19 protein-coding genes are annotated in these 18,523 nt (G+C 74.2%); 15 read left to right on the forward strand and 4 right to left on the reverse strand.

Annotated elements, in window-relative coordinates; translation table 11 throughout:
* Window positions 1-27 precede the first annotated feature (27 nt).
* The gene (locus D7318_RS20630; protein ID WP_120698610.1) at window positions 28-576 is read right to left on the reverse strand and encodes a DUF3515 domain-containing protein; all 549 of its coding nucleotides are present in this window, start codon (window positions 574-576) and stop codon (window positions 28-30) included.
* Window positions 577-595: 19 nt separating this feature from the next.
* Entirely contained in the window at window positions 596-829 is a 234-nt protein-coding gene (locus D7318_RS20635; protein WP_113689861.1) for an Lrp/AsnC ligand binding domain-containing protein, read from the reverse strand.
* A 134-nt stretch (window positions 830-963) separates the two neighbouring features.
* Here D7318_RS20635 and D7318_RS20640 point away from each other — a divergent pair, with 134 nt between their 5' ends.
* Both D7318_RS20640 and thiD read left to right on the forward strand, forming a co-directional pair.
* Window positions 964-1,938, forward strand: coding sequence for a thiamine-phosphate kinase (locus D7318_RS20640; RefSeq protein WP_120698611.1), 975 nt, complete (start codon window positions 964-966; stop codon window positions 1,936-1,938).
* Window positions 1,939-1,981: 43 nt separating this feature from the next.
* On the forward strand, window positions 1,982-2,776 hold the full coding sequence (thiD, locus tag D7318_RS20645; protein ID WP_120698612.1) for a bifunctional hydroxymethylpyrimidine kinase/phosphomethylpyrimidine kinase: 795 nt from the start codon (window positions 1,982-1,984) through the stop codon (window positions 2,774-2,776).
* Between the two features lie 115 nt (window positions 2,777-2,891).
* On the opposite strand, the gene rpmB is transcribed toward thiD, so the two are convergent.
* The gene (gene rpmB / locus D7318_RS20650; RefSeq protein ID WP_113689864.1) at window positions 2,892-3,077 is read right to left on the reverse strand and encodes a 50S ribosomal protein L28; all 186 of its coding nucleotides are present in this window, start codon (window positions 3,075-3,077) and stop codon (window positions 2,892-2,894) included.
* A gap of 256 nt (window positions 3,078-3,333) precedes the next feature.
* Here rpmB and D7318_RS20655 point away from each other — a divergent pair, with 256 nt between their 5' ends.
* The 10 genes from D7318_RS20655 to mutM all read left to right on the forward strand — a co-directional run bounded on the left by D7318_RS20655 (window position 3,334) and on the right by mutM (window position 12,759).
* Window positions 3,334-4,953, forward strand: coding sequence for a DAK2 domain-containing protein (locus tag D7318_RS20655; protein WP_120698613.1), 1,620 nt, complete (start codon window positions 3,334-3,336; stop codon window positions 4,951-4,953).
* 47 nt (window positions 4,954-5,000) lie between these two features.
* Window positions 5,001-7,211: an ATP-dependent DNA helicase RecG gene (gene recG, locus D7318_RS20660; protein WP_183091533.1), complete on the forward strand. Its 2,211-nt coding sequence runs from the start codon at window positions 5,001-5,003 to the stop codon at window positions 7,209-7,211.
* A 97-nt stretch (window positions 7,212-7,308) separates the two neighbouring features.
* On the forward strand, window positions 7,309-7,827 hold the full coding sequence (locus tag D7318_RS20665) for a hypothetical protein (protein ID WP_120698614.1): 519 nt from the start codon (window positions 7,309-7,311) through the stop codon (window positions 7,825-7,827).
* A gap of 118 nt (window positions 7,828-7,945) precedes the next feature.
* Window positions 7,946-8,533, forward strand: a complete 588-nt coding sequence (gene rsmD / locus D7318_RS20670; protein WP_120698615.1) for a 16S rRNA (guanine(966)-N(2))-methyltransferase RsmD — start codon at window positions 7,946-7,948, stop codon at window positions 8,531-8,533.
* Between the two features lie 26 nt (window positions 8,534-8,559).
* On the forward strand, window positions 8,560-9,039 hold the full coding sequence (gene coaD / locus D7318_RS20675) for a pantetheine-phosphate adenylyltransferase (RefSeq protein WP_220729727.1): 480 nt from the start codon (window positions 8,560-8,562) through the stop codon (window positions 9,037-9,039).
* A 117-nt stretch (window positions 9,040-9,156) separates the two neighbouring features.
* Window positions 9,157-10,194 (forward strand): ATP synthase F0 subunit B, encoded by a 1,038-nt coding sequence (locus tag D7318_RS20680; protein WP_120698617.1) that lies wholly within the window; start codon window positions 9,157-9,159, stop codon window positions 10,192-10,194.
* 158 nt (window positions 10,195-10,352) lie between these two features.
* Window positions 10,353-10,964: a YceD family protein gene (locus tag D7318_RS20685; RefSeq protein WP_120698714.1), complete on the forward strand. Its 612-nt coding sequence runs from the start codon at window positions 10,353-10,355 to the stop codon at window positions 10,962-10,964.
* 2 nt (window positions 10,965-10,966) lie between these two features.
* On the forward strand, window positions 10,967-11,140 hold the full coding sequence (gene rpmF, locus D7318_RS20690; RefSeq protein ID WP_049568059.1) for a 50S ribosomal protein L32: 174 nt from the start codon (window positions 10,967-10,969) through the stop codon (window positions 11,138-11,140).
* Window positions 11,141-11,159: 19 nt separating this feature from the next.
* Complete coding sequence (rnc, locus tag D7318_RS20695) at window positions 11,160-11,918, forward strand: ribonuclease III (RefSeq protein ID WP_120698618.1); 759 nt, start codon at window positions 11,160-11,162, stop codon at window positions 11,916-11,918.
* Window positions 11,911-12,759 carry a bifunctional DNA-formamidopyrimidine glycosylase/DNA-(apurinic or apyrimidinic site) lyase gene (gene mutM, locus D7318_RS20700; protein ID WP_120698619.1) on the forward strand — a complete coding sequence of 283 codons (849 nt, stop codon included), beginning with the start codon at window positions 11,911-11,913 and terminating at the stop codon, window positions 12,757-12,759. The genes rnc and mutM overlap by 8 nt, the downstream gene beginning before the upstream one ends.
* A gap of 39 nt (window positions 12,760-12,798) precedes the next feature.
* Here mutM and D7318_RS20705 read toward each other — a convergent pair whose 3' ends face one another.
* Window positions 12,799-13,524 carry a CAP domain-containing protein gene (locus tag D7318_RS20705; RefSeq protein ID WP_230423935.1) on the reverse strand — a complete coding sequence of 242 codons (726 nt, stop codon included), beginning with the start codon at window positions 13,522-13,524 and terminating at the stop codon, window positions 12,799-12,801.
* A 215-nt stretch (window positions 13,525-13,739) separates the two neighbouring features.
* Here D7318_RS20705 and D7318_RS20710 point away from each other — a divergent pair, with 215 nt between their 5' ends.
* The 3 genes from D7318_RS20710 to smc all read left to right on the forward strand — a co-directional run bounded on the left by D7318_RS20710 (window position 13,740) and on the right by smc (window position 18,345).
* Window positions 13,740-14,051: an acylphosphatase gene (locus tag D7318_RS20710; RefSeq protein WP_120698620.1), complete on the forward strand. Its 312-nt coding sequence runs from the start codon at window positions 13,740-13,742 to the stop codon at window positions 14,049-14,051.
* 322 nt (window positions 14,052-14,373) lie between these two features.
* Window positions 14,374-14,580, forward strand: a complete 207-nt coding sequence (locus D7318_RS20715) for a hypothetical protein (protein ID WP_113689874.1) — start codon at window positions 14,374-14,376, stop codon at window positions 14,578-14,580.
* 195 nt (window positions 14,581-14,775) lie between these two features.
* Window positions 14,776-18,345, forward strand: coding sequence for a chromosome segregation protein SMC (gene smc / locus D7318_RS20720; RefSeq protein ID WP_120698621.1), 3,570 nt, complete (start codon window positions 14,776-14,778; stop codon window positions 18,343-18,345).
* The last annotated feature ends 178 nt before the right edge of the window (window positions 18,346-18,523 follow it).

Consider the following 18,523-nt stretch of genomic DNA (forward strand, 5'->3'; position numbering starts at 1 on the left):
CCGTCTGCCCCGGCCCCCCGTCGGTCGCTATCCGCCGTGCCCGGCGTGCGGGTCGCCGCCGTCGGCGTCCCCCGCGTCCTCCGCGTACAGCGGATCAGGCGGTATGTGCGCGTCGATCGCGGCGGCGACGTCGAGCAGGGGGTTGACCTCGGGCGCGTACGCGTCGGGGACGGTCATCTCGACGAACACCGTGCGCTCCGTCGTCGTGAACCGCACCCCGCCGTCCTGCCGCTCCAGCAGCCAGGAGACCTCGTTGACGCCGACGATCTCGGCGCTCACCGGGTCGTAGGCGTCGCTGCCGGGAGTCAGAGGACCGGGGCTCTCGACGCCGCAGCGCAGCACGATGGCCGGATCGCCCCACACCATGGCGAACGGGGTGGACTCGGGCAGCTCCCCGCGCTCCGCGCCGTCCACCCGCTCCGGGAGGTCGGCGCTCAGCTCCCGGCACGCCTCCGCGGCGTCCCCGGTCGGCGCGGGCACCGCGACATCCGGCGCGTCCGCGCCCGCGGAGGCGCAGGCGGCCAGGGCGAGCAGGGCGGAGGCGGCGGGCAGGGCTCGGCGTACGGTGGGGGCCACCCGGCGAGCATACGAGGTGTCACAGATGGACGACCGGGCAGGTCAGGGTGCGGGTGATCCCCGCCACGCGCTGCACCTCGGCGACCACGAGGCGGCCGAGCTCGTCCACGGTCCCCGCCTCGGCGCGCACGATCACGTCGTAGGGGCCCGTGACATCCTCGGCGGTGAGGACGCCGGGGATCTTCGAGATGACATCGGCCACAGTGGACGCCTTGCCCACCTCGGTCTGGATCAGGATGTACGCCTGTACCACGGGTCCTCCGGAGCGGCTACGAGGAGCGGGGGCGCTACCGTAGCGCGTCACGACCTGCACCGGGGAGACGTCGGGCCACTGCTGGACACGGCGGGTCCGCCGGGGAGCCGGTGAACGAACACGAGGAGAGCGCAGTGAAGGGCAGCGTGGGGGAGCTCGGGGAGTTCGGGCTGATCCGGGAGTTGACCGCCCGGATCACCGGCACACCCGCGGTGCGGCTCGGCCCGGGGGACGACGCTGCGGTGATCGCGGCCCCCGACCGCCGGGTGGTCGCGAGCACCGACATCCTGCTCGAGGGACGGCACTTCCGCCGCGACTGGTCCACGGCCTACGACGTCGGCCGCAAGGCCGCCGCCCAGAACCTCGCCGACGTCGCGGCCATGGGCGCCGTTCCGACCGCCGTGCTCGTCGGCCTGGTCGTCCCCGCCGAGCTGCCCGCCACCTGGCCCCTCGAGCTGATGGACGGCATCCGCGACGAGTGCCGGGTCGCGGGCGCGGGCGTGGCAGGGGGCGACGTGGTGCGCGGCGACCTCATCACCGTCTCCATCACGGCGCTCGGCGACCTCGGCGGCCGCGACGCGGTGACCAGGAGCGGCGCCCGCCCCGGCGACACCGTCGCGGTCACCGGCTGGCTCGGCTGGTCGGCCGCGGGGCACGCGGTCCTCTCGCGCGGCTTCCGCTCCCCCCGCGCGTTCGTCGAGGCGCACCGCCGCCCCGAACCCCCGTATGTCGCGGGCCCGGCCGCCGCCGCGCTCGGCGCCACCGCCATGACCGACGTGAGCGACGGACTGGTCGCCGACCTGGGCCACATCGCCGACGCGAGCAACGTCCGCATCGACATCGCGTCCGCCGCGCTCGACGTCCCGGCCCAGATGTCCGACATCGGGCAGGCCGTCGGCGTCGACCCGCTGCACTGGGTGCTGACCGGGGGAGAGGACCACGCGCTGGTCGCGACGTTCCACCCGGAGACCAAGCTGCCCGCCCGCTGGCGCGTCATCGGCGAGGTCCTCCCGGCCCGCGGGCGCACCACCCCGCCGGTCACCGTGGACGGCGCCGCGTGGGACAAGGCCGGTGGCTGGGACCACTTCGGCGGCCCGCACGGGCACTGAACGCCGCACGGGCACCGAACGCCGCCGCTGTACCGTCGTGCCCATGCAGGCACCTCCACGCGTGCTCACCGTCGCGGGCTCCGACTCGGGCGGCGGGGCGGGCATCCAGGCCGATCTCAAGACCATGCTGGCGCTCGGCACCCACGGCATGAGCGTCGTGACCGCCGTCACCGCGCAGAACTCCCTCGGCGTGCAGGGCGCGTGGGAGCTGCCGACCGACGCGGTCGTCGCGCAGTACCGCAGCGTCGTGGACGACATCGGCGTGCAGGCGGTCAAGACGGGCATGCTCGCGTCCGCCGCGCTGGCCGGAACGGTCGCCGACCTGCTGGCCAGCACCGCGGCGCCCGTGGTGGTCGACCCGGTCGGAGTCTCCAAGCACGGCGACCCGCTGCTCGCCCCCGACGCGCTCGACGTGGTGCGCGCCCGGCTGCTCCCCGCCGCCACCGTCGTCACGCCCAACCTCCCCGAGACCGCCCAGCTCACCGGCGTCGCCGTGGAGTCGGAGGCCGACCTGCCGCGCGCCGCCGACGCGCTGCTCGCGTACGGCCCGCGCTGGGTCCTGGTCAAGGGCGGCCATCTCCGGGGCGACGCCGTCGACCTGCTCACCGACGGCACCGAACGGCACTGGCTGCGCGCCCCGCGCCACCCCAACCGCCATACGCACGGCACCGGCTGCACGCTCGCCTCGGCGATCGCCAGCCGCCTGGCCATCGGCGACACCGTGCCCGACGCGGTGGCGGCGGCCAAGGAGTACGTCACCGCCGCGATCGCCGCGGGCTTTCCGCTGGGCAAGGGCATAGGCCCGGTCGACCACGGCCACCGCACGCGCACGGCGTGAACGACCACGGCGTGAACGACCCACGACATGAACGACAGGGCGCGCGGGCGCACATGCAGAAAGCCGGCCCACCGAGAGGGTGGACCGGCCGGAGCAGCCGAGGGGCGGGCGCGCCCTAGCGCGCGACCTTGCCCGCCTTGATGCACGAGGTGCAGACGTTCAAGCGCTTCGGCGTCCCGTTCACCACGGCACGCACCCGCTGGATGTTGGGGTTCCAACGGCGGGGGGTGCGGCGGTGCGAGTGGGAGATACGGTTGCCGAAGCCCGGTCCCTTGCCGCAGACATCGCAGTTGGCAGCCACGGGTCACTCCAAAGACGGGTCGCCCCGCACTGGATGGGGACGACGGATTCGTTACGTCGAGGTCCCCGAGGACGTGGTGCCGGTCACAGGGGCCGGTCACTGGGCCTCGGGGCGAGCGCCGGGCGCGTCGAGCGACGACACCAGGCAACCGGGGCAGCATACCCCGCCCCTTCCCGCCCGGGGAAATCGCTCCCCCCGTGCGATGAGGGCATAAGCTGCGAGGCGCCGCCACCACCCGCGCCCCGGAGGTCCGCCCGTGCCGCAGCCGCTCGACGCCGCAGCGGTCCGGCGCTGGTGCCGGATCGCCCTGGACGTCCTGGGCAGCGCCCGCGAGGACATCGACGCCATCAACGTCTACCCCGTGGCCGACGGCGACACCGGCACCAACCTCTACCTCACCGTCGAGTCCGCCGCCCAGGCCGTCGAGGCCGCGGACACCGCGCGGCCCACCCTGGCCCAGGCGGTGCGCGCCATGGCCCATGGCGCCCTCATCGGCGCCCGCGGCAACTCCGGCACGATCCTCGCCCAACTCCTGCGCGGCATGGCCGAGGTGCTGGCCGCCGAGCCCGAGCCCGCGGGGCCCGAGGCCCTGCGCCGCGCCCTGCGCCGCGCCGCGCGCTCCGCCCACGACGCCGTCGCCCACCCCGTCGACGGCACCATGCTCACCGTCGCGACCGCGGCGGCCGACGCGGCGGAACGGGCCGGGGACCGCGTCGACGAGGTGCTCGCCGGCGCGTGCGCGGGCGCGAGGGCCGCGCTGGCCGCGACCCCGGGCCAGCTGCCGGTGCTCGCGGAGGCCGGGGTGGTGGACGCGGGCGGCAGCGGACTCGTCGCCGTCCTCGACGCGCTGGACGCGGCCGTCTCGGGCCGCGCGCCCGACGCCTCCATACGCGACCGGCTGGCGCGCTCCCCCGCGGAGGGCGGCGCGGGCGAACGGCACCCCGCCGCCGTCTGCCCGGCGCCCGCCGCCACCGAGCCGCGGGGGTTCGAGGTCATCTACCTGCTCGACGCGGACGACGACGCCGTGGCCGCGCTGCGGCGGCGGCTCGACGCGTTGGGCGACTCCCTCGTCGTGGTCGGCGGCGAGGGGCTGTGGCACATCCACATCCACACCGCGCAGCCCGGCGCCGCCGTCGAGGCGGGCATCGAGGCCGGACGGCCGCACCGGATCGGCATCAGCGCGCTGGCCACGGCCGTCGCGCCGAGGCCGCCGCGCGGCCCCCGCGCCGTCGTCGCGGTGCTGCCGGGCGACGGCCTCGCCGGGCTCTGCGCCGACGCGGGCGCCACCGCGCTCACCGTCAGGGCCGACGAGCCCCCCGGCGCGGGCGAGCTCGCCGGGGCGATCCTCGGCACCGGCGCCGGCGAGGTCGTCCTGCTGCCCAACGACCACGCGCTGTGGCACGCGGCCGCCGCCGCCGCGGAACGGGCCCGCTCCGACGGGACGCGCGTCGCCGTCGTGCCCACCCGCTCGCCCATGCAGGGCATCGCGGCGCTCGCCGTGCACGCGCCCGAGCGCCGTTTCGACGAGGACGTCGTGGCCATGACGGCCGCCGCGGGCGCGACGCGGTTCGGCGAGCTCGCCGTCGCCGAACGGCAGTCCTGGACCACCGCGGGCATCTGCCAGGCCGGGGACGTCCTCGGCCTGATCGACGGCGACGTCGCCGTCATCGGCGAGGACCTCGGCGACGTGGCGGGCCAGGTGCTGGAGCGGATGCTGGCCGCGGGCGGCGAGCTGGTCACCCTCGTCCTGGGCGCCGAGGCGCCGCACGGCCTCGCCGCCGCCCTCGAGGACCGGGTCCGCGGCGCGCACTACGGCGTGGACACCGTGGTCTACGAGGGCCGCCAGGGCGCCCCCCTGCTGATCGGCGTCGAGTAGCCGGACCGCGCGGGGGAACGCCGCGGCTGTCGGCGGCATGGTGTGCAATGGGCCACGTGACCGCACTGCACGAGCCCCTCGCCAAGGTCGTCGGCGGCACCACCGCCAAGGTGATGGCCGCCCACCTCGACCTGCACACGGTCGGCGACCTCCTGCACCACTACCCCAGGCGCTACGCCGAGCGCGGGGAGCTGACCCGGCTGTCCGAGCTGCCGCTCGACGAGCATGTGACGGTCGTGGCCGAGATCGCCGACACCCGGGCCCTCACGTTCAACCGGGGCAAGGGGCTGCGCCTCGAGGTCACCCTCACCGACGGCAGCGGCCGCCTCCAGCTGGTCTTCTTCGGCCGCCGCGCGGTCCACCACCACCAGCGTGAGCTGGTGCCGGGGCGGCGCGGGATGTTCGCGGGCAAGGTCTCCCTCTTCAACCGGAAGCTCCAGCTCTCCCACCCCGCCTACGAGCTGCTCGACGAGGAGGCGGGGGACGACGCGGTCGCCGACTTCGCAGGCCGCCCCCTGCCGCTCTACCCCGCGTGCAAGCAGCTGGAGTCCTGGCGCATCGCCAAGTCGGTGGGCGTCGTCCTCGACTCGCTCGAGGCCGTCGGCTGGGAGGGCCTGGTCGACCCGCTGCCCGCCGCCCTGCGGAGCGGGCGCGGGCTGCTCCCGCTGCCCGAGGCGTTCGAGAAGGTCCACCGGCCGCGCACCAGGCGGGACATCGCCGAGGCCAGGGCCAGGCTCAAGTGGGACGAGGCGTTCGTCCTCCAGGTCGCGCTGGCCAGGCGCCGCGCGGCCACCGCCCAGCTGCCCGCCGTGCCGCGGAGGCCCGCGGGCGACGGGCTGCTGACGGCGTTCGACGAGCGGCTGCCGTTCACGCTCACCGAGGGGCAGCGGCGGGTCACCGAGGAGATCTTCGCCGACCTCGCCGCCGACCACCCCATGCACCGGCTGCTCCAGGGCGAGGTCGGCAGCGGCAAGACGCTGGTGGCGCTGCGCGCGATGCTGGCCGTCGCCGACTCGGGCGGGCAGTCGGCGCTGCTCGCGCCCACCGAGGTGCTCGCCCAGCAGCACCACCGCTCGATCACCGAGATGATGGGCGACCTCGCCGAGGCGGGGATGCTCGGCGGCGCCGACCGCGGCACCAAGGTCGCGCTGCTGACCGGCTCGATGGGCGCCCAGGCCCGGCGCCTGGCGCTGCTCGACGCGGCCACGGGGGAGGCCGGGATCGTCATCGGCACCCACGCGCTCATCGAGGACGTCGTCGGCTTCCACGACCTGGGCCTCGTCGTGGTGGACGAGCAGCACAGGTTCGGCGTGGAGCAGCGGGACGCGCTGCGCGCCAAGGGCGAACGCCCCCCGCACCTGCTGGTGATGACCGCGACGCCCATCCCGCGCACGGTCGCCATGACGGTCTTCGGCGACCTGGAGACATCGGTGCTCGACGAGCTGCCGCGGGGGCGCTCGCCCATCGCCAGCCATGTCGTCCCGGCCCGCGACAAGCCGCACTTCCTGGCCCGCGCGTGGGAGCGGGTCAGGGAGGAGGCGGAGAACGGCCACCAGGCGTATGTGGTCTGCCCCCGCATCGGCGAGGGCGACGCCACCGAGGGCGCGGCCGAGAAGGAGGAAGGACCTGAGGGGGAGGAGCGGCGCCCGCCGCTCGCCGTGCTCGACGTGGCGGCCGAGCTGGCCTCCGGGCCGCTGGCCGGGCTGCGCACCGAGGTGCTGCACGGCCGCCTCGCGCCGGACGCCAAGGACGACGTGATGCGCCGCTTCGCCGCGGGGCGGGTGGACGTGCTGGTGGCCACGACCGTGATCGAGGTCGGCGTCGACGTCCCCAACGCCACGGTCATGGTGATCATGGACGCCGACCGCTTCGGCGTCTCCCAGCTCCACCAGCTGCGCGGCCGCGTGGGGCGCGGCGCTGCCCCCGGGCTCTGCCTGCTGGTCAGCGAGGCCGAGGAGACGAGCCCGGCCCGCGAGCGGCTCGCGGCGGTGGCCGCGACGACGGACGGGTTCGCGCTCTCCCGTATCGACCTGGAGCAGCGCCGCGAGGGCGACGTCCTGGGCCAGGCCCAGTCCGGCGGGCGCAGCAGCCTGCGGATGCTGACCGTCATCGAGGACGAGGACGTCATCGTCGAGGCCCGCGCCGAGGCCGCCGCCCTGGTGGCCGCCGACCCCGGGCTGACCGGCTCGCCCGACCTGCGCACCGCGCTGGAGGCGCTGCTCGACGCGGAGCGCGAGGAGTTCCTCGACAAGGGCTGACGGACCGTCAATTGTCAGTGCCCCCTGGGAGAATAGAACCTGTCTGCGGCAATCCATCCGGGGTTGTTCGCAGTTGGACCCATGGGGGTTGCTTCGCATGGCATTCCGGCACACCAATGAACTGCCGCTCGGCGACAAGGTCTTCCGCGTCGAGTTGGCCAGCGACGACGACATCACCGTGACCCTGACCCTCACCGGCTGGCGCGAGGCGCTCCCGGGGGCGCCCCTGGCCTCCGGCTCGCTGACCATGCCGCTCGCCGACGTCCCCACGCTGCGCATCGCGCTCAACAGGGGCCTGCGCGCGCTCGCCCTGGCCGCCGACGTGGCGGAGCCGATCCCCGACCGGGACATCCTGCGGGAGCTGTTCCCCGGCCATGGCGCCCCCTGGATCCCGGCCCACGAGGAGGACCTGACGCGCCGTTTCCACTCCGGGGAGACCATCGCCCGGATAGCCGCCCGCTTCGGCCGCACCCCCGACTCGGTCCGCACCAAGCTCAGGGAGCTGGGCCACGACCCGCGCCGCCCCGAGCACTGCCCGCCGGACGGCTGCCTGTCGTGGTCGCGGTACGCCTCGCCCGCGCTGGTCGGCTCGGCCGATGACGCGGTCGACGGGTGAGCGCCGACGGCTGAGCCCGCGCGGTGCCGTCTCCCCGCCGCCGCACCTCGGCGCGTCGGCGGGAGGCGGCCCGTATAGCGTGGGTCATGACAGCTGACGGACGAGCGTGGTGAGGCCCATGACCCGCGTGATCGCCGGGACGGCGGGCGGCAGGCGGCTCGCCGTCCCCCCGGGCAGGGGCACCCGGCCGACCTCTGACCGGGCGCGGGAGGGGCTCTTCTCCACATGGACGGCGCTCCGGGGCCCGCTCGAGGGGGCCAGGGTCCTCGACCTCTACGGCGGCTCGGGCGCCGTCGGGCTCGAGGCGCTGTCCCGGGGCGCCGCGCACGCCCTGCTCGCCGAGTCCGACCCCAGGGCCGCCAGGACCATCAGGGAGAACATCCGCGCCCTCGGCCTCCCCGGCACCGAGCTGCGCACCGCGCGCGCCGAGCAGGTGGCCGCCGAGCCGCCCCAAGGCGCCCCGTACGACCTGGTCTTCCTGGATCCGCCCTACGCCACGGGCGACGACGATCTTGGGGAGATCCTTCTCACACTCGGTCGCAAAGGGTGGCTCGCCGCCGACGCTCTCGCCACCGTGGAACGGAGCACCCGCGGGGGTGCCTTCCCCTGGCCGGTGGGTTTCCTGCCGCTGCGTTCACGCCGCTACGGCGAGGGAACGCTGTGGTACGCCCGATCCACCGTCCCCCCTGTCAACGAGCGGCCGTGACCGGCCGGATGAACGAGGAGAGAGCGTTGCGCCGCGCAGTCTGTCCGGGGTCGTTCGATCCCATTACCAATGGGCATCTGGACATCGTCGCCCGCGCCTCGAAGCTCTACGACACCGTCCATGTCGCGGTGATGATCAACAAGTCCAAGCGTGGCCTCTTCACGGTCGAGGAGCGCATCGCCCTGATCGAGGAGTGCACGGCCGAATACGGGAACGTCGTCGTGGAGGCGTTCCACGGCCTCCTCGTCGACTACTGCAAGGAGCGCGACATCCCGGCCATCGTCAAGGGCCTGCGCGCGGTCAGCGACTTCGACTACGAGCTCCAGATGGCCCAGATGAACAACGGCCTCTCCGGCGTCGAGACCCTCTTCATCCCGACCAACCCCGTCTACAGCTTCCTCTCCTCCAGCCTGGTCAAGGAGGTGGCCACGTGGGGCGGCGACGTCTCCCACCTGGTCCCCGAGCCGGTGCTGCGCGCCCTGATCGACCGGCTGGCCAAGGACTGAGGCGGCCCAGGGCCGCGCCGGGGGATTCCGGCGGGCGCGGCGGGGAGCCGAGCGTCACACCGGCCATCGGCGTGAACGGGTCCCCCTCGGTGCCCGGTTGGCCGTACCCTTCGCCTCGTGGACGTACAGCAGAAACTCGACGAGATCGTCGCGGCGGTGCAGGGCGCCAAGGGCATGCCGATGTCGGCGTCGTGCGTCATCAACCGCTCGGACCTCCTCGCGCGGCTCGACGAGGTGCGTGAGGCGCTGCCCGGCTCCCTGGCCGAGGCCAGGGAGGTCCTGGGCGACCGGCAGCAGGTGGTGGCCGAGGCCCAGCAGGAGGCCCGCCGGATCGTCGAGGCGGCGCACGCCGAGCGCGGCACCCTGGTCGAGTCCACCGAGGTCGTCCAGCGCGCGCAGGCGGAGGCGGCCAGGATCCTCGCCGAGGCGCGCCAGGAGGCGGCCGAGGTGCGCGCGGAGGCCGAGGACTACGTCGACTCCAAGCTGGCCAACTTCGAGGTGGTCCTCGGCAAGACGATCGCCTCGGTGGACCGCGGCAGGACCAAGCTCCTCGGCCCCGACCGCGGCGACCCGGCCGAGCTGCTCCAGCAGGCGGACGCGTATGTGGACGCCCAGTTCGGCGCGATCGAGGCTGTGCTCACCAAGACCCTCGAGGCGGTGGGCCGCGGCCGCCAGAAGCTCACGGGCCACCAGCCCGTGGACGAGCTGGCCGAGCACGTCGCCGCCCAGGAGGCGGCCGACGCGGCGGGCGGCCGACGCCAGGGCGAGTACTTCGACGGCCCCGAGCAGGACACGTACGACTACCTCGGCGTCCCCCAGCCCCAGGCCCCGCCCGCCGCCGACGGCTACGACTCGGCGCGTGAGGGCTACGGCCTCCAGCCCGCCGCGGCCACCGGCGGCTACGGCGGCCAGGACGGCTACGGGCAGCAGGACGCGTACGGCCAGGAGACCTACGCCGGCTACGGCGGCGACGGCTACGCGGGCTCCTACCCCCAGCAGGACCCGTACGCCGCCCAGTCCGCCTACGGCTACCAGGGCCAGGGCCAGCCCCAGCAGCCGCAGGGCGGCTCCGGTGTGCTGGACGAGACGAGCCTCTTCGACACGGGGATGATCGACGCGGAGCAGCTGCGCCGCTACCAGCAGGGCCAGCAGTGACCCCCGCCGATTGGGTGCCCCGGCGGCCCGTGAAGTATGCTGAACCTTCGGTCGCGGCATGACGCGTGCTCGCGGCTGCCCGCCCGGCTCCTCCCCGAGAGGGCCGCGGAGCGCGGCTCCCCGCAGCTAGCACATCGCCCGCCATCGCGAGAAAGCAGATCGCCCTGAACGCCCCGCTGGATCACCGAGCCCCTCTCGTGTTCGACACACGTGAGCTGGGGCGACGTGCGGGCGCGCTCACACGGGTCTCTCGCACGGTCAAGGCCCCCGAGGGCCTCGGCATCGCGGAGGTGGTCGGCGTGCCGGCGGGGGCGCCGTTGGAGGTGGAGCTTCGCCTCGAGTCGGTCATGGAGGGTGTGCTGGTCACCGGCACCGTCCGTGCGCCGGTCGAGGGGGAGTGCGTAAGGTGTCTCGAGCCGCTGGTCGACGAGGTCGCCGCGGACTTCCAGGAGATGTTCTCCTACCCCGACTCCGACGACCGGGGCCGCCGTCAGGCGGAGCCGGCCGAGGACGAGGGGGACGAGGAGTCGCTGCTCCTCCAGGGCGACCTGTTCGACCTCGAGCCCGTGCTGCGGGACGCGGTGGTGCTCTCACTGCCCTCGCAGCCGGTGTGCCGGGAGGACTGCCCAGGTCTGTGCCCCGAGTGCGGGGCGGCGCTGGCGCGGGACCCCGACCACCACCACGACCAGGCCGTCGACATCCGTTGGGCGGCGCTGCAAGAGATGTACCAGGCACCCCGCGGGAGCGGGGACGATCCACAGGAGAAGTAGCCGTGGCTGTTCCGAAGCGGAAGATGTCGCGCAGCAACACGCGCCACCGCCGGTCGCAGTGGAAGGCTGCGGTCCCCACCCTCGTGCGCTGTGAGCGTTGCCAGGAGCCGAGGCTCCAGCACACCGCGTGCGGTAACTGCGGCACGTACAACCGCCGCCAGGTCCTCGAGGTCTGATCGGCGGGTGACAGGCTTCATGTCACACGCCAGGAGGTCGCAACCCCAGGCGTCGGCGGACACAGCCTCGTCCCTCGCGATTCTGGAAGGGCGGCTCGGCTACCAGCTTGAGCCCGCCCTTCTGGTACGTGCGCTCACCCACCGCAGCTATGCCTACGAGAACGGTGGGCTGCCCACCAACGAGCGGCTGGAGTTCCTGGGGGACTCGGTGCTCGGCCTGGTCGTCACCGACACCCTCTACCGCGCCAACCCTGATCTGCCCGAGGGGCAGCTGGCCAAGCTGCGCGCGGCCGTCGTCCAGGCCAGGACGCTCGCCGAGGTCGCCCGCGGCCTCGGTCTCGGCGCGTTCGTCAGGCTGGGGCGGGGCGAGGAGGGGACCGGCGGCAGGAACAAGGCGTCGATCCTCGCCGACACGCTGGAGGCGGTCATCGGCGCCGTCTACCTCGACCAGGGCCTCGACGCGGCGGACGAGCTGGTCCACCGCCTGTTCGACCCGGTGATCGAGCGTTCCTCCAACCTGGGCGCCGGGCTCGACTGGAAGACCAGCCTCCAGGAGTTGAGCGCGGCCGAGAGCCTCGGCGTTCCCGAGTATGTGATCACCGAGGACGGCCCGGACCACGAGAAGACCTTCACCGCTGCGGCCCGTGTGGGTGGCGAGACCTACGGCACCGGCACCGGCCGCAGCAAGAAGGAGGCGGAGCAGCAGGCGGCGGAGAACGCCTGGCGCTCCATCAGGGCCGCGATCGACGGCGCGACCGGTGGGGAGACCGGTGCCTGAGCTGCCCGAGGTCGAGGTCGTCAGGCGCGGGCTCGACCGGTGGATCAGCGGGCGGACCGTCGCGGGCGCCGAGGTGCTGCACCCGCGCGCCGTCCGCCGTCACACGGCGGGCGCCGAGGACTTCGAGGCCCGGCTGCTCGGCGCCAGGATCGCGGCGCCGCGCCGCCGCGGGAAGTATCTGTGGCTGCCGCTCGGCCCCGGGCTCGCGCTGCTCGCGCACCTGGGGATGAGCGGTCAGCTCCTGGTCAAGCGGGGCGGGGTGCCCGACGAGAAGCACCTGCGGGTCAGGATCACGTTCGACGACGTGGCCGGGGGCGAGCTGCGGTTCGTGGACCAGCGGACGTTCGGCGGCCTCTCGCTGCACCCGGTGGGCGCGGACGGGCTGCCCGACGTGATGGCGCACATCGCCCGCGACCCGCTCGACCCGGCGTTCGACGAGGACGCGTTCCACGCGGCGCTGCGCCGCCGGGTGACCACGATCAAGCGCGCGCTCCTCGACCAGTCGCTGATCAGCGGGGTCGGCAACATCTACGCCGACGAGGCGCTGTGGCGCGGCCGCCTGCACTACGAGCGGCCCACCGCGACCTTCACCCGCGCCAGGACCGCCGATCTCGTCACCCACATCCGCGAGGTGATGACGGCCGCGCTCGCCGTCGGCGGCACGAGCTTCGACAGCCTCTATGTCAACGTCAACGGGCAGTCCGGCTACTTCGAACGCTCCCTCGACGTCTACGGCCGGGAGGACGAGCCGTGTCGCCGCTGCGGCACCCCGGTGCGCAGGCGTCCCTGGACGAACCGGTCGAGTTACTTCTGCCCGCGCTGCCAACGCCCGCCGCGCTGAGGGGCGTTGCCGCCCCGGGTCCGTTGCCGCCCCGGGCCCTCAGAACCCGAAGTTCTGCGTCCACCAGGGGCCGCCGTCGGCGAAGTGCGCGCCGACGCCCAGGGTGGTGTAGTCGCAGTTGAGGATGTTGGCGCGGTGGCCCTCGCTCGCCATCCAGGCGTCCATCACCGCGCGGGCGTCCGGCTGGCCGCGGGCTATGTTCTCGCCGCCGAGGTGGGAGACGCCCGCCGCCGCGGCCCGGTCCCACGGGGTGCGCCCGTCGGGGTCGGTGTGGTCGAAGTAGCCGCGTTCGGCCATGTCCCTGCTGTGCGCGATGGCCAGGTTGGTGAGCGCGGCGTCCAGGGTGAGGGGGCGGCATCCGGCGTTCGCGCGCTCCTCGTTGACCAGCGCGAGCACGGCCTCGGCCGCCTGCTGCCCGGCGTCGCCGCCGGGCTCGGGGTCCTCCGCCGGGGCGGTGGTCTCCGGGGGCGGCGGTGGCTCCTCGGTGGAGGGCTCGGGCGAGGGTGGCGGCGTGGAAGGGCGCTCCTGGGGCGCCTCGCTGCTCGGCTCATCGGTCGGCTCGTCCGGCGTCGCCTCGGCCGTGGTCTCCTCGGTCGGCTCGGTGGTCTCCTCGTCGGGCGACCGGGTCCCTTGACCCGAGTCGGGCTCGAGGTCGGGGGCGGTCGTGCCGGGGAGGGTGGGACGGCCGCTCGGTGAGGGCGAGTCCTGCGAGCGGAACGCTCCGGTGATCCCGTCACCCGCCCCCGGCAGCAGGCCGGTTCCCATGGCGACGGCTCCCACGGTCAGGGCCGCGGAGGCGCCGATCAGCCCGGTACGCGCACGCCTCCGGCGTCGACGATGGCGTCCCATCGGCAGCACCGTCCTCGTCAGCTCGAAGATCACAAATCACCCGAACGGGTGATTCTTCAACGCGTGACTGTACGGCATCACGGCGTCCGCGCCAGTGCTCAGGACGTGAATGAGGGGATAGCGTGCGTCACATGTGTGCCTCGCGCCCCTCCGCCCCCGACCCGTCGGAGACCGTCCGCCTGACCGCGTGGGTGCGCGGCCGGGTGCAGGGCGTCGGCTTCCGCTGGCACACGAGAGCCCGGGCGTTGGCCATCGGTGAGCTGTGCGGATTCGCCTCGAACCTCGCCGACGGGCGGGTCCAGGTGGTCGCCGAGGGCGGCAGGGAGCGGTGCGAGCGGCTGCTGTCCTGGCTGCGGGACGGCGACACGCCCGGCGCGGTCTCCGGCGTCACCGAGATATGGGACACACCGCGCGGCGGCTACGAGGACTTCGCCATCCGTTGACGGGCCCGCGATCCGGTCGCGGAAAGTCCCGGATTCTTCTTGCCATCCCCGCTCTCACGTGCCAGGCTCCCCACACAGCCACTGTCGCGGGGCCTTTGCGCGCCCCGCTGAAGCCCCGCCAAAGCCGATCTTCGGCAGGCGTGGCGCTCGGGCGATACGCGGTGTGATCGTGTTGACCGTCCCACTTTTTGGTGAGACGCTGAAAGTCCCGCGCATCTCAGCTATGTGGCCCGCAAACACAGCAGAGCAGACGTCGCGGGATCAATCCCTCACGACCCACCAACGGCTTCGGTCGGTCACTCAGTGTGGAGGACCATCCATCATGGCAAAGGCGCTTCTCGGTCACATCGGCGGCTCCGACCCCCGAGTCCTCGCCGAGATGCGACGGCTTCAGCAGCGCGTTCAGGACCTGGAGACCCAGCTGCTCCGGGTCCAGGCGGAGAACGACGCGTTGGCCGCCGCCACTCGGCACGGCGACTCGGTGCTCGACGGCATCGACGTGCCCAAGGCGGAGCCCGCCCTGACCTGACCTCAATGGCGAGGGTCCAGGCCACGTAGGCACCGCTTGCGTATTTCATGCGAGGGACGCTTCGGCGTCCCTTCGTCATGTCTGGGCTCCCTGGCACCGGGCGGTGCCGTCCGTGTGGCTCACTGACTGATGTGCCCTGCATTCCAGGCGTCGAAACGGCGAATCGCGGAAGTGCGGCGGGTAAAGTCGCACGGCGTGCACCTCAAGAGCCTGACCCTGCGCGGGTTCAAGTCCTTCGCCTCGGCCACGACGCTGCGCTTCGAGCCGGGCATCACGTGCGTGGTCGGGCCCAATGGCTCGGGCAAGTCCAATGTGGTGGACGCGCTCTCCTGGGTCATGGGGGAACAGGGTGCCAAGTCGCTGCGCGGCGGCAAGATGGAGGATGTCATCTTCGCGGGCACCACGGGCCGCCCGCCCCTCGGCCGCGCCGAGGTCTCCCTGACGATCGACAACGCCGACGGCGCCCTGCCCATCGAGTACGCCGAGGTCACGATCACGCGGACGATGTTCCGCAACGGCGGCAGCGAGTACCAGATCAACGGCGACACCTGCCGCCTGCTCGACGTCCAGGAGCTGCTGTCCGACTCGGGCATCGGCCGCGAGATGCACGTCATCGTGGGCCAGGGGCAGCTCGACTCCGTGCTGCACGCCGACCCCACGGGGCGCCGGGCGTTCATCGAGGAGGCGGCCGGCGTTCTCAAGCATCGCAAGCGCAAGGAGAAGGCGCTGCGGAAGCTGGACGCGATGCAGGTCAACCTCGCCCGCGTCCAGGACCTCACCGACGAGCTGCGCCGCCAGCTCAAGCCGTTGGGCCGTCAGGCCGCCGTCGCCCGCCGCGCCGCGGTGATCCAGGCCGACCTGAGGGACGCCAGGCTGCGGCTGCTTGCCGACGACCTGGTCACGCAGCGTGCCGCCCTGCGCGCCGAAGTCGCCGACGAGGCGGCCCTGAAGGAGCGCAAAGAAGCGGCGGAGGCGCGTTTGAGGGACGCCCTGCGCCGGGAGGCGGAGCTCGAGCAGGAGGTGCGGATGCTCACTCCGCGCGTTCAGCGCACCCAGGCGACCTGGTACGAGCTCTCACAACTGGCCGAACGCGTCCGCGGCACCGTCAGCCTCGCCGACGCGCGCGTCACCAGCGCCCGCGCGCAGGCGCCCGAGGAGCGGCGCGGGCGCGACCCCGAGGACATGGAGCGCGAGGCCGCGCGGATCAGGGAGCAGGAGGCCGAGCTGACGGCGGCTCTCGAGGCCGCGAGCCGCGCCCTCGACGACACCGTCGAGCACCGCGCCGAGCTGGAGCGGCGGCTGGCCGAGGAGGAGCGCCGCCTCAAGGACGTCGCGCGCGCCCTGGCCGACCGGCGCGAGGGCCTGGCCAGGCTGCACGGCCAGGCCAACGCGGCCCGCAGCAGGGCCGCTTCCGCCCAGAGCCAGATCGACCGGCTGGCCGACACCCGCGACGAGGCCCGCGAGCGCGCCGCAACGGCCCAGGCGGAGTACGAGGAGCTGCGCGCCGAGGTCGAGGGACTCGACGCGGGCGACAGCGAGTTGGGCGAGGAGCACGAGGCGGCCAAGGCGGCGCTCGCCGCCGCCGGGTCGGCGCACTCCGCCGCCCGCGAGGCCGCCACGGCCGCCGAGCGGGAGCGGGCCGCCGTCTCGGCGCGGCACGACGCGCTCGCCCTCGGGCTGCGGCGCAAGGACGGCACGGGCGCGCTGCTCGCGGCCGCCGACCGGCTCTCGGGCGTGCTCGGCCCCGCCGCCGAGCTGCTCACCGTCACCCCGGGGTTCGAGGTGCCGGTGGCCGCGGCGCTCGGCGCGGCGGCCGACGCCGTCGCCGTGGAGGGGCCCGCCGCTGCCGCCGAGGCGCTGCGGCTGCTGCGCAAGGACGACGCGGGCCGCGCGGCGCTGCTCCTCGGGGGCGCGCCGGACGGGCCCGCGCCGCGCCAGGAGTTCGCCCCGGACGACGGGCCGCGCCCCGCCGCCGAGCTGGTGAGCGGCCCCGAGAGCCTGCTGCCCGCCGTGCGCCGCCTGCTGCGGAGCGTCGTGGTCGTCGGCACGCTCGATGACGCCCAGGAGCTGCTCGCCACCCGCCCCGAGCTGACCGCCGTGACCGCCGAGGGCGACCTGCTCTCCGCCCACCTCGCGCAGGGCGGCTCGGCCGGCGCGCCCAGCCTGCTCGAGGTGCGGGCGTCGGTGGACGAGGCCGCGGCCGAGCTGACCGAGCTGACCGAGCGGTGCGGCGCGCTGGCCGCCGCCCAGCGGGCCGCCGCCGAGGAGCGCGCGGCGCGCGCCGCCGAGGTGGAGGAGCTCGCCCGCAAGCGCACCGCGGCCGAGCGCGCCAAGTCCCGCGTGGCGCAGGACCTCGGGCGCCTGGCGGGCCAGGCCCGCGCCGCCGCCGGAGAGGCCGAGCGCGCCGAGACCGCCGTGGCGCGCGCCGCCGACGAGCTGGAGCAGGCCCAGGCCAAGGCCGAGGAGTTGGCCGAGCGGCTCGCGGTCGCCGAGGAGGCGGCCGACGGCGAGGAGGAGCCCGACACCGCCGTCCGCGACCGGCTCGCCGCCGACGGGGCCAACGCCCGGCAGACCGAGATGGAGGCCAGGCTCCAGGTCCGCACCCACGAGGAGCGGGTCAGGGGCCTGTCGGGGCGGGCGGACGGCCTCGACCGGGCGGCGCGCGCGGAGCGCGAGACGCAGGCGCGCGCCGAACGCAGGCGCGCCAGGATGCGCCACGAGGCGGAGGTCGCCTCCGCCGTGGCCTCGGGCGCCCGGCAGCTGCTCGCCCATGTGGAGGAGTCGCTGGCCCGCGCCGTGGCCGAGCGGGAGGCGGCCGAACGCGCCAAGGCCGAGCGCGAACAGGCCCTGACCGCCGAGCGGAACGCCGGGCGCGCGCTCAAGGAGGAGCTGGACAAGCTCACCGACTCGGTCCACAGGGGCGAGGTGCTCGGCGCCGAGAAGCGGCTGCGGATCGAGCAGTTGGAGGGCCGCGCCCTGGAGGAGCTGGGCGTCGAGCCCGAGGTCCTGGTCACCGAGTACGGGCCCGACCAGCCCGTGCCGCCCTCGCCGCCCGCCGAGGGCGAGGAGCTTCCCGACGACCCCGACCACCCGCGCAACCAGCCCCGGTGCTTCGTCAGGTCCGAGCAGGAGAAGCGGCTGCGGGCGGCGGAGCGCGCGTACAAGCAGCTCGGCAAGGTGAACCCCCTGGCGCTCGAGGAGTTCGCGGCCCTCGAGGAGCGGCACCAGTTCCTCAGCGAGCAGTTGGAGGACCTCAAGAAGACCAGGGCCGACCTGCTCCAGGTCGTCAAGGAGGTGGACGTCCGGGTCGAGGAGGTCTTCACCGCCGCCTACCACGACACCGCGCGCGAGTTCGAGGGCGTCTTCTCCCGCCTCTTCCCCGGCGGCGAGGGGCGCCTGATGCTGACCGACCCCGACGACATGCTCACCACGGGTGTGGACGTGGAGGCCAGGCCGCCGGGCAAGAAGGTCAAGCGGCTCTCGCTCCTGTCCGGCGGCGAGCGGTCGCTGACGGCCGTGGCGCTGCTGGTGTCGATCTTCAAGGCGAGACCGAGCCCGTTCTATGTGATGGACGAGGTCGAGGCCGCGCTCGACGACACCAACCTCCAGCGGCTGATCCGGATCATGGAGGAGCTCAAGGACAGCTCCCAGCTGATCGTGATCACGCACCAGAAGCGGACCATGGAGGTCGCCGACGCGCTCTACGGCGTGTCCATGCAGGGCGACGGCGTCTCCAAGGTGATCAGCCAGCGCCTCTCCGCCTGAGGCCCCCCGCGCCTGAGGTGTCAGAGCTTTCCGAGCCCCTCCCACCCGAACGTCCGGGCGCCTGTGCGCTTCACACGTGCTTCGCCCTGCTGTCGATCCCGTTCGTGCCGGTCCTCGTGCCCGAGACCAGGGGCAAGTCCCTCGAGGAGACGGGATGACACGGCCGGGGCCCGCGCCC

The sequence above is a fragment of the Streptomyces radicis genome (assembly GCF_003626575.1).
In the GTDB taxonomy this organism is placed as follows: Bacteria; Actinomycetota; Actinomycetes; order Streptomycetales; family Streptomycetaceae; genus Streptomyces; species Streptomyces radicis.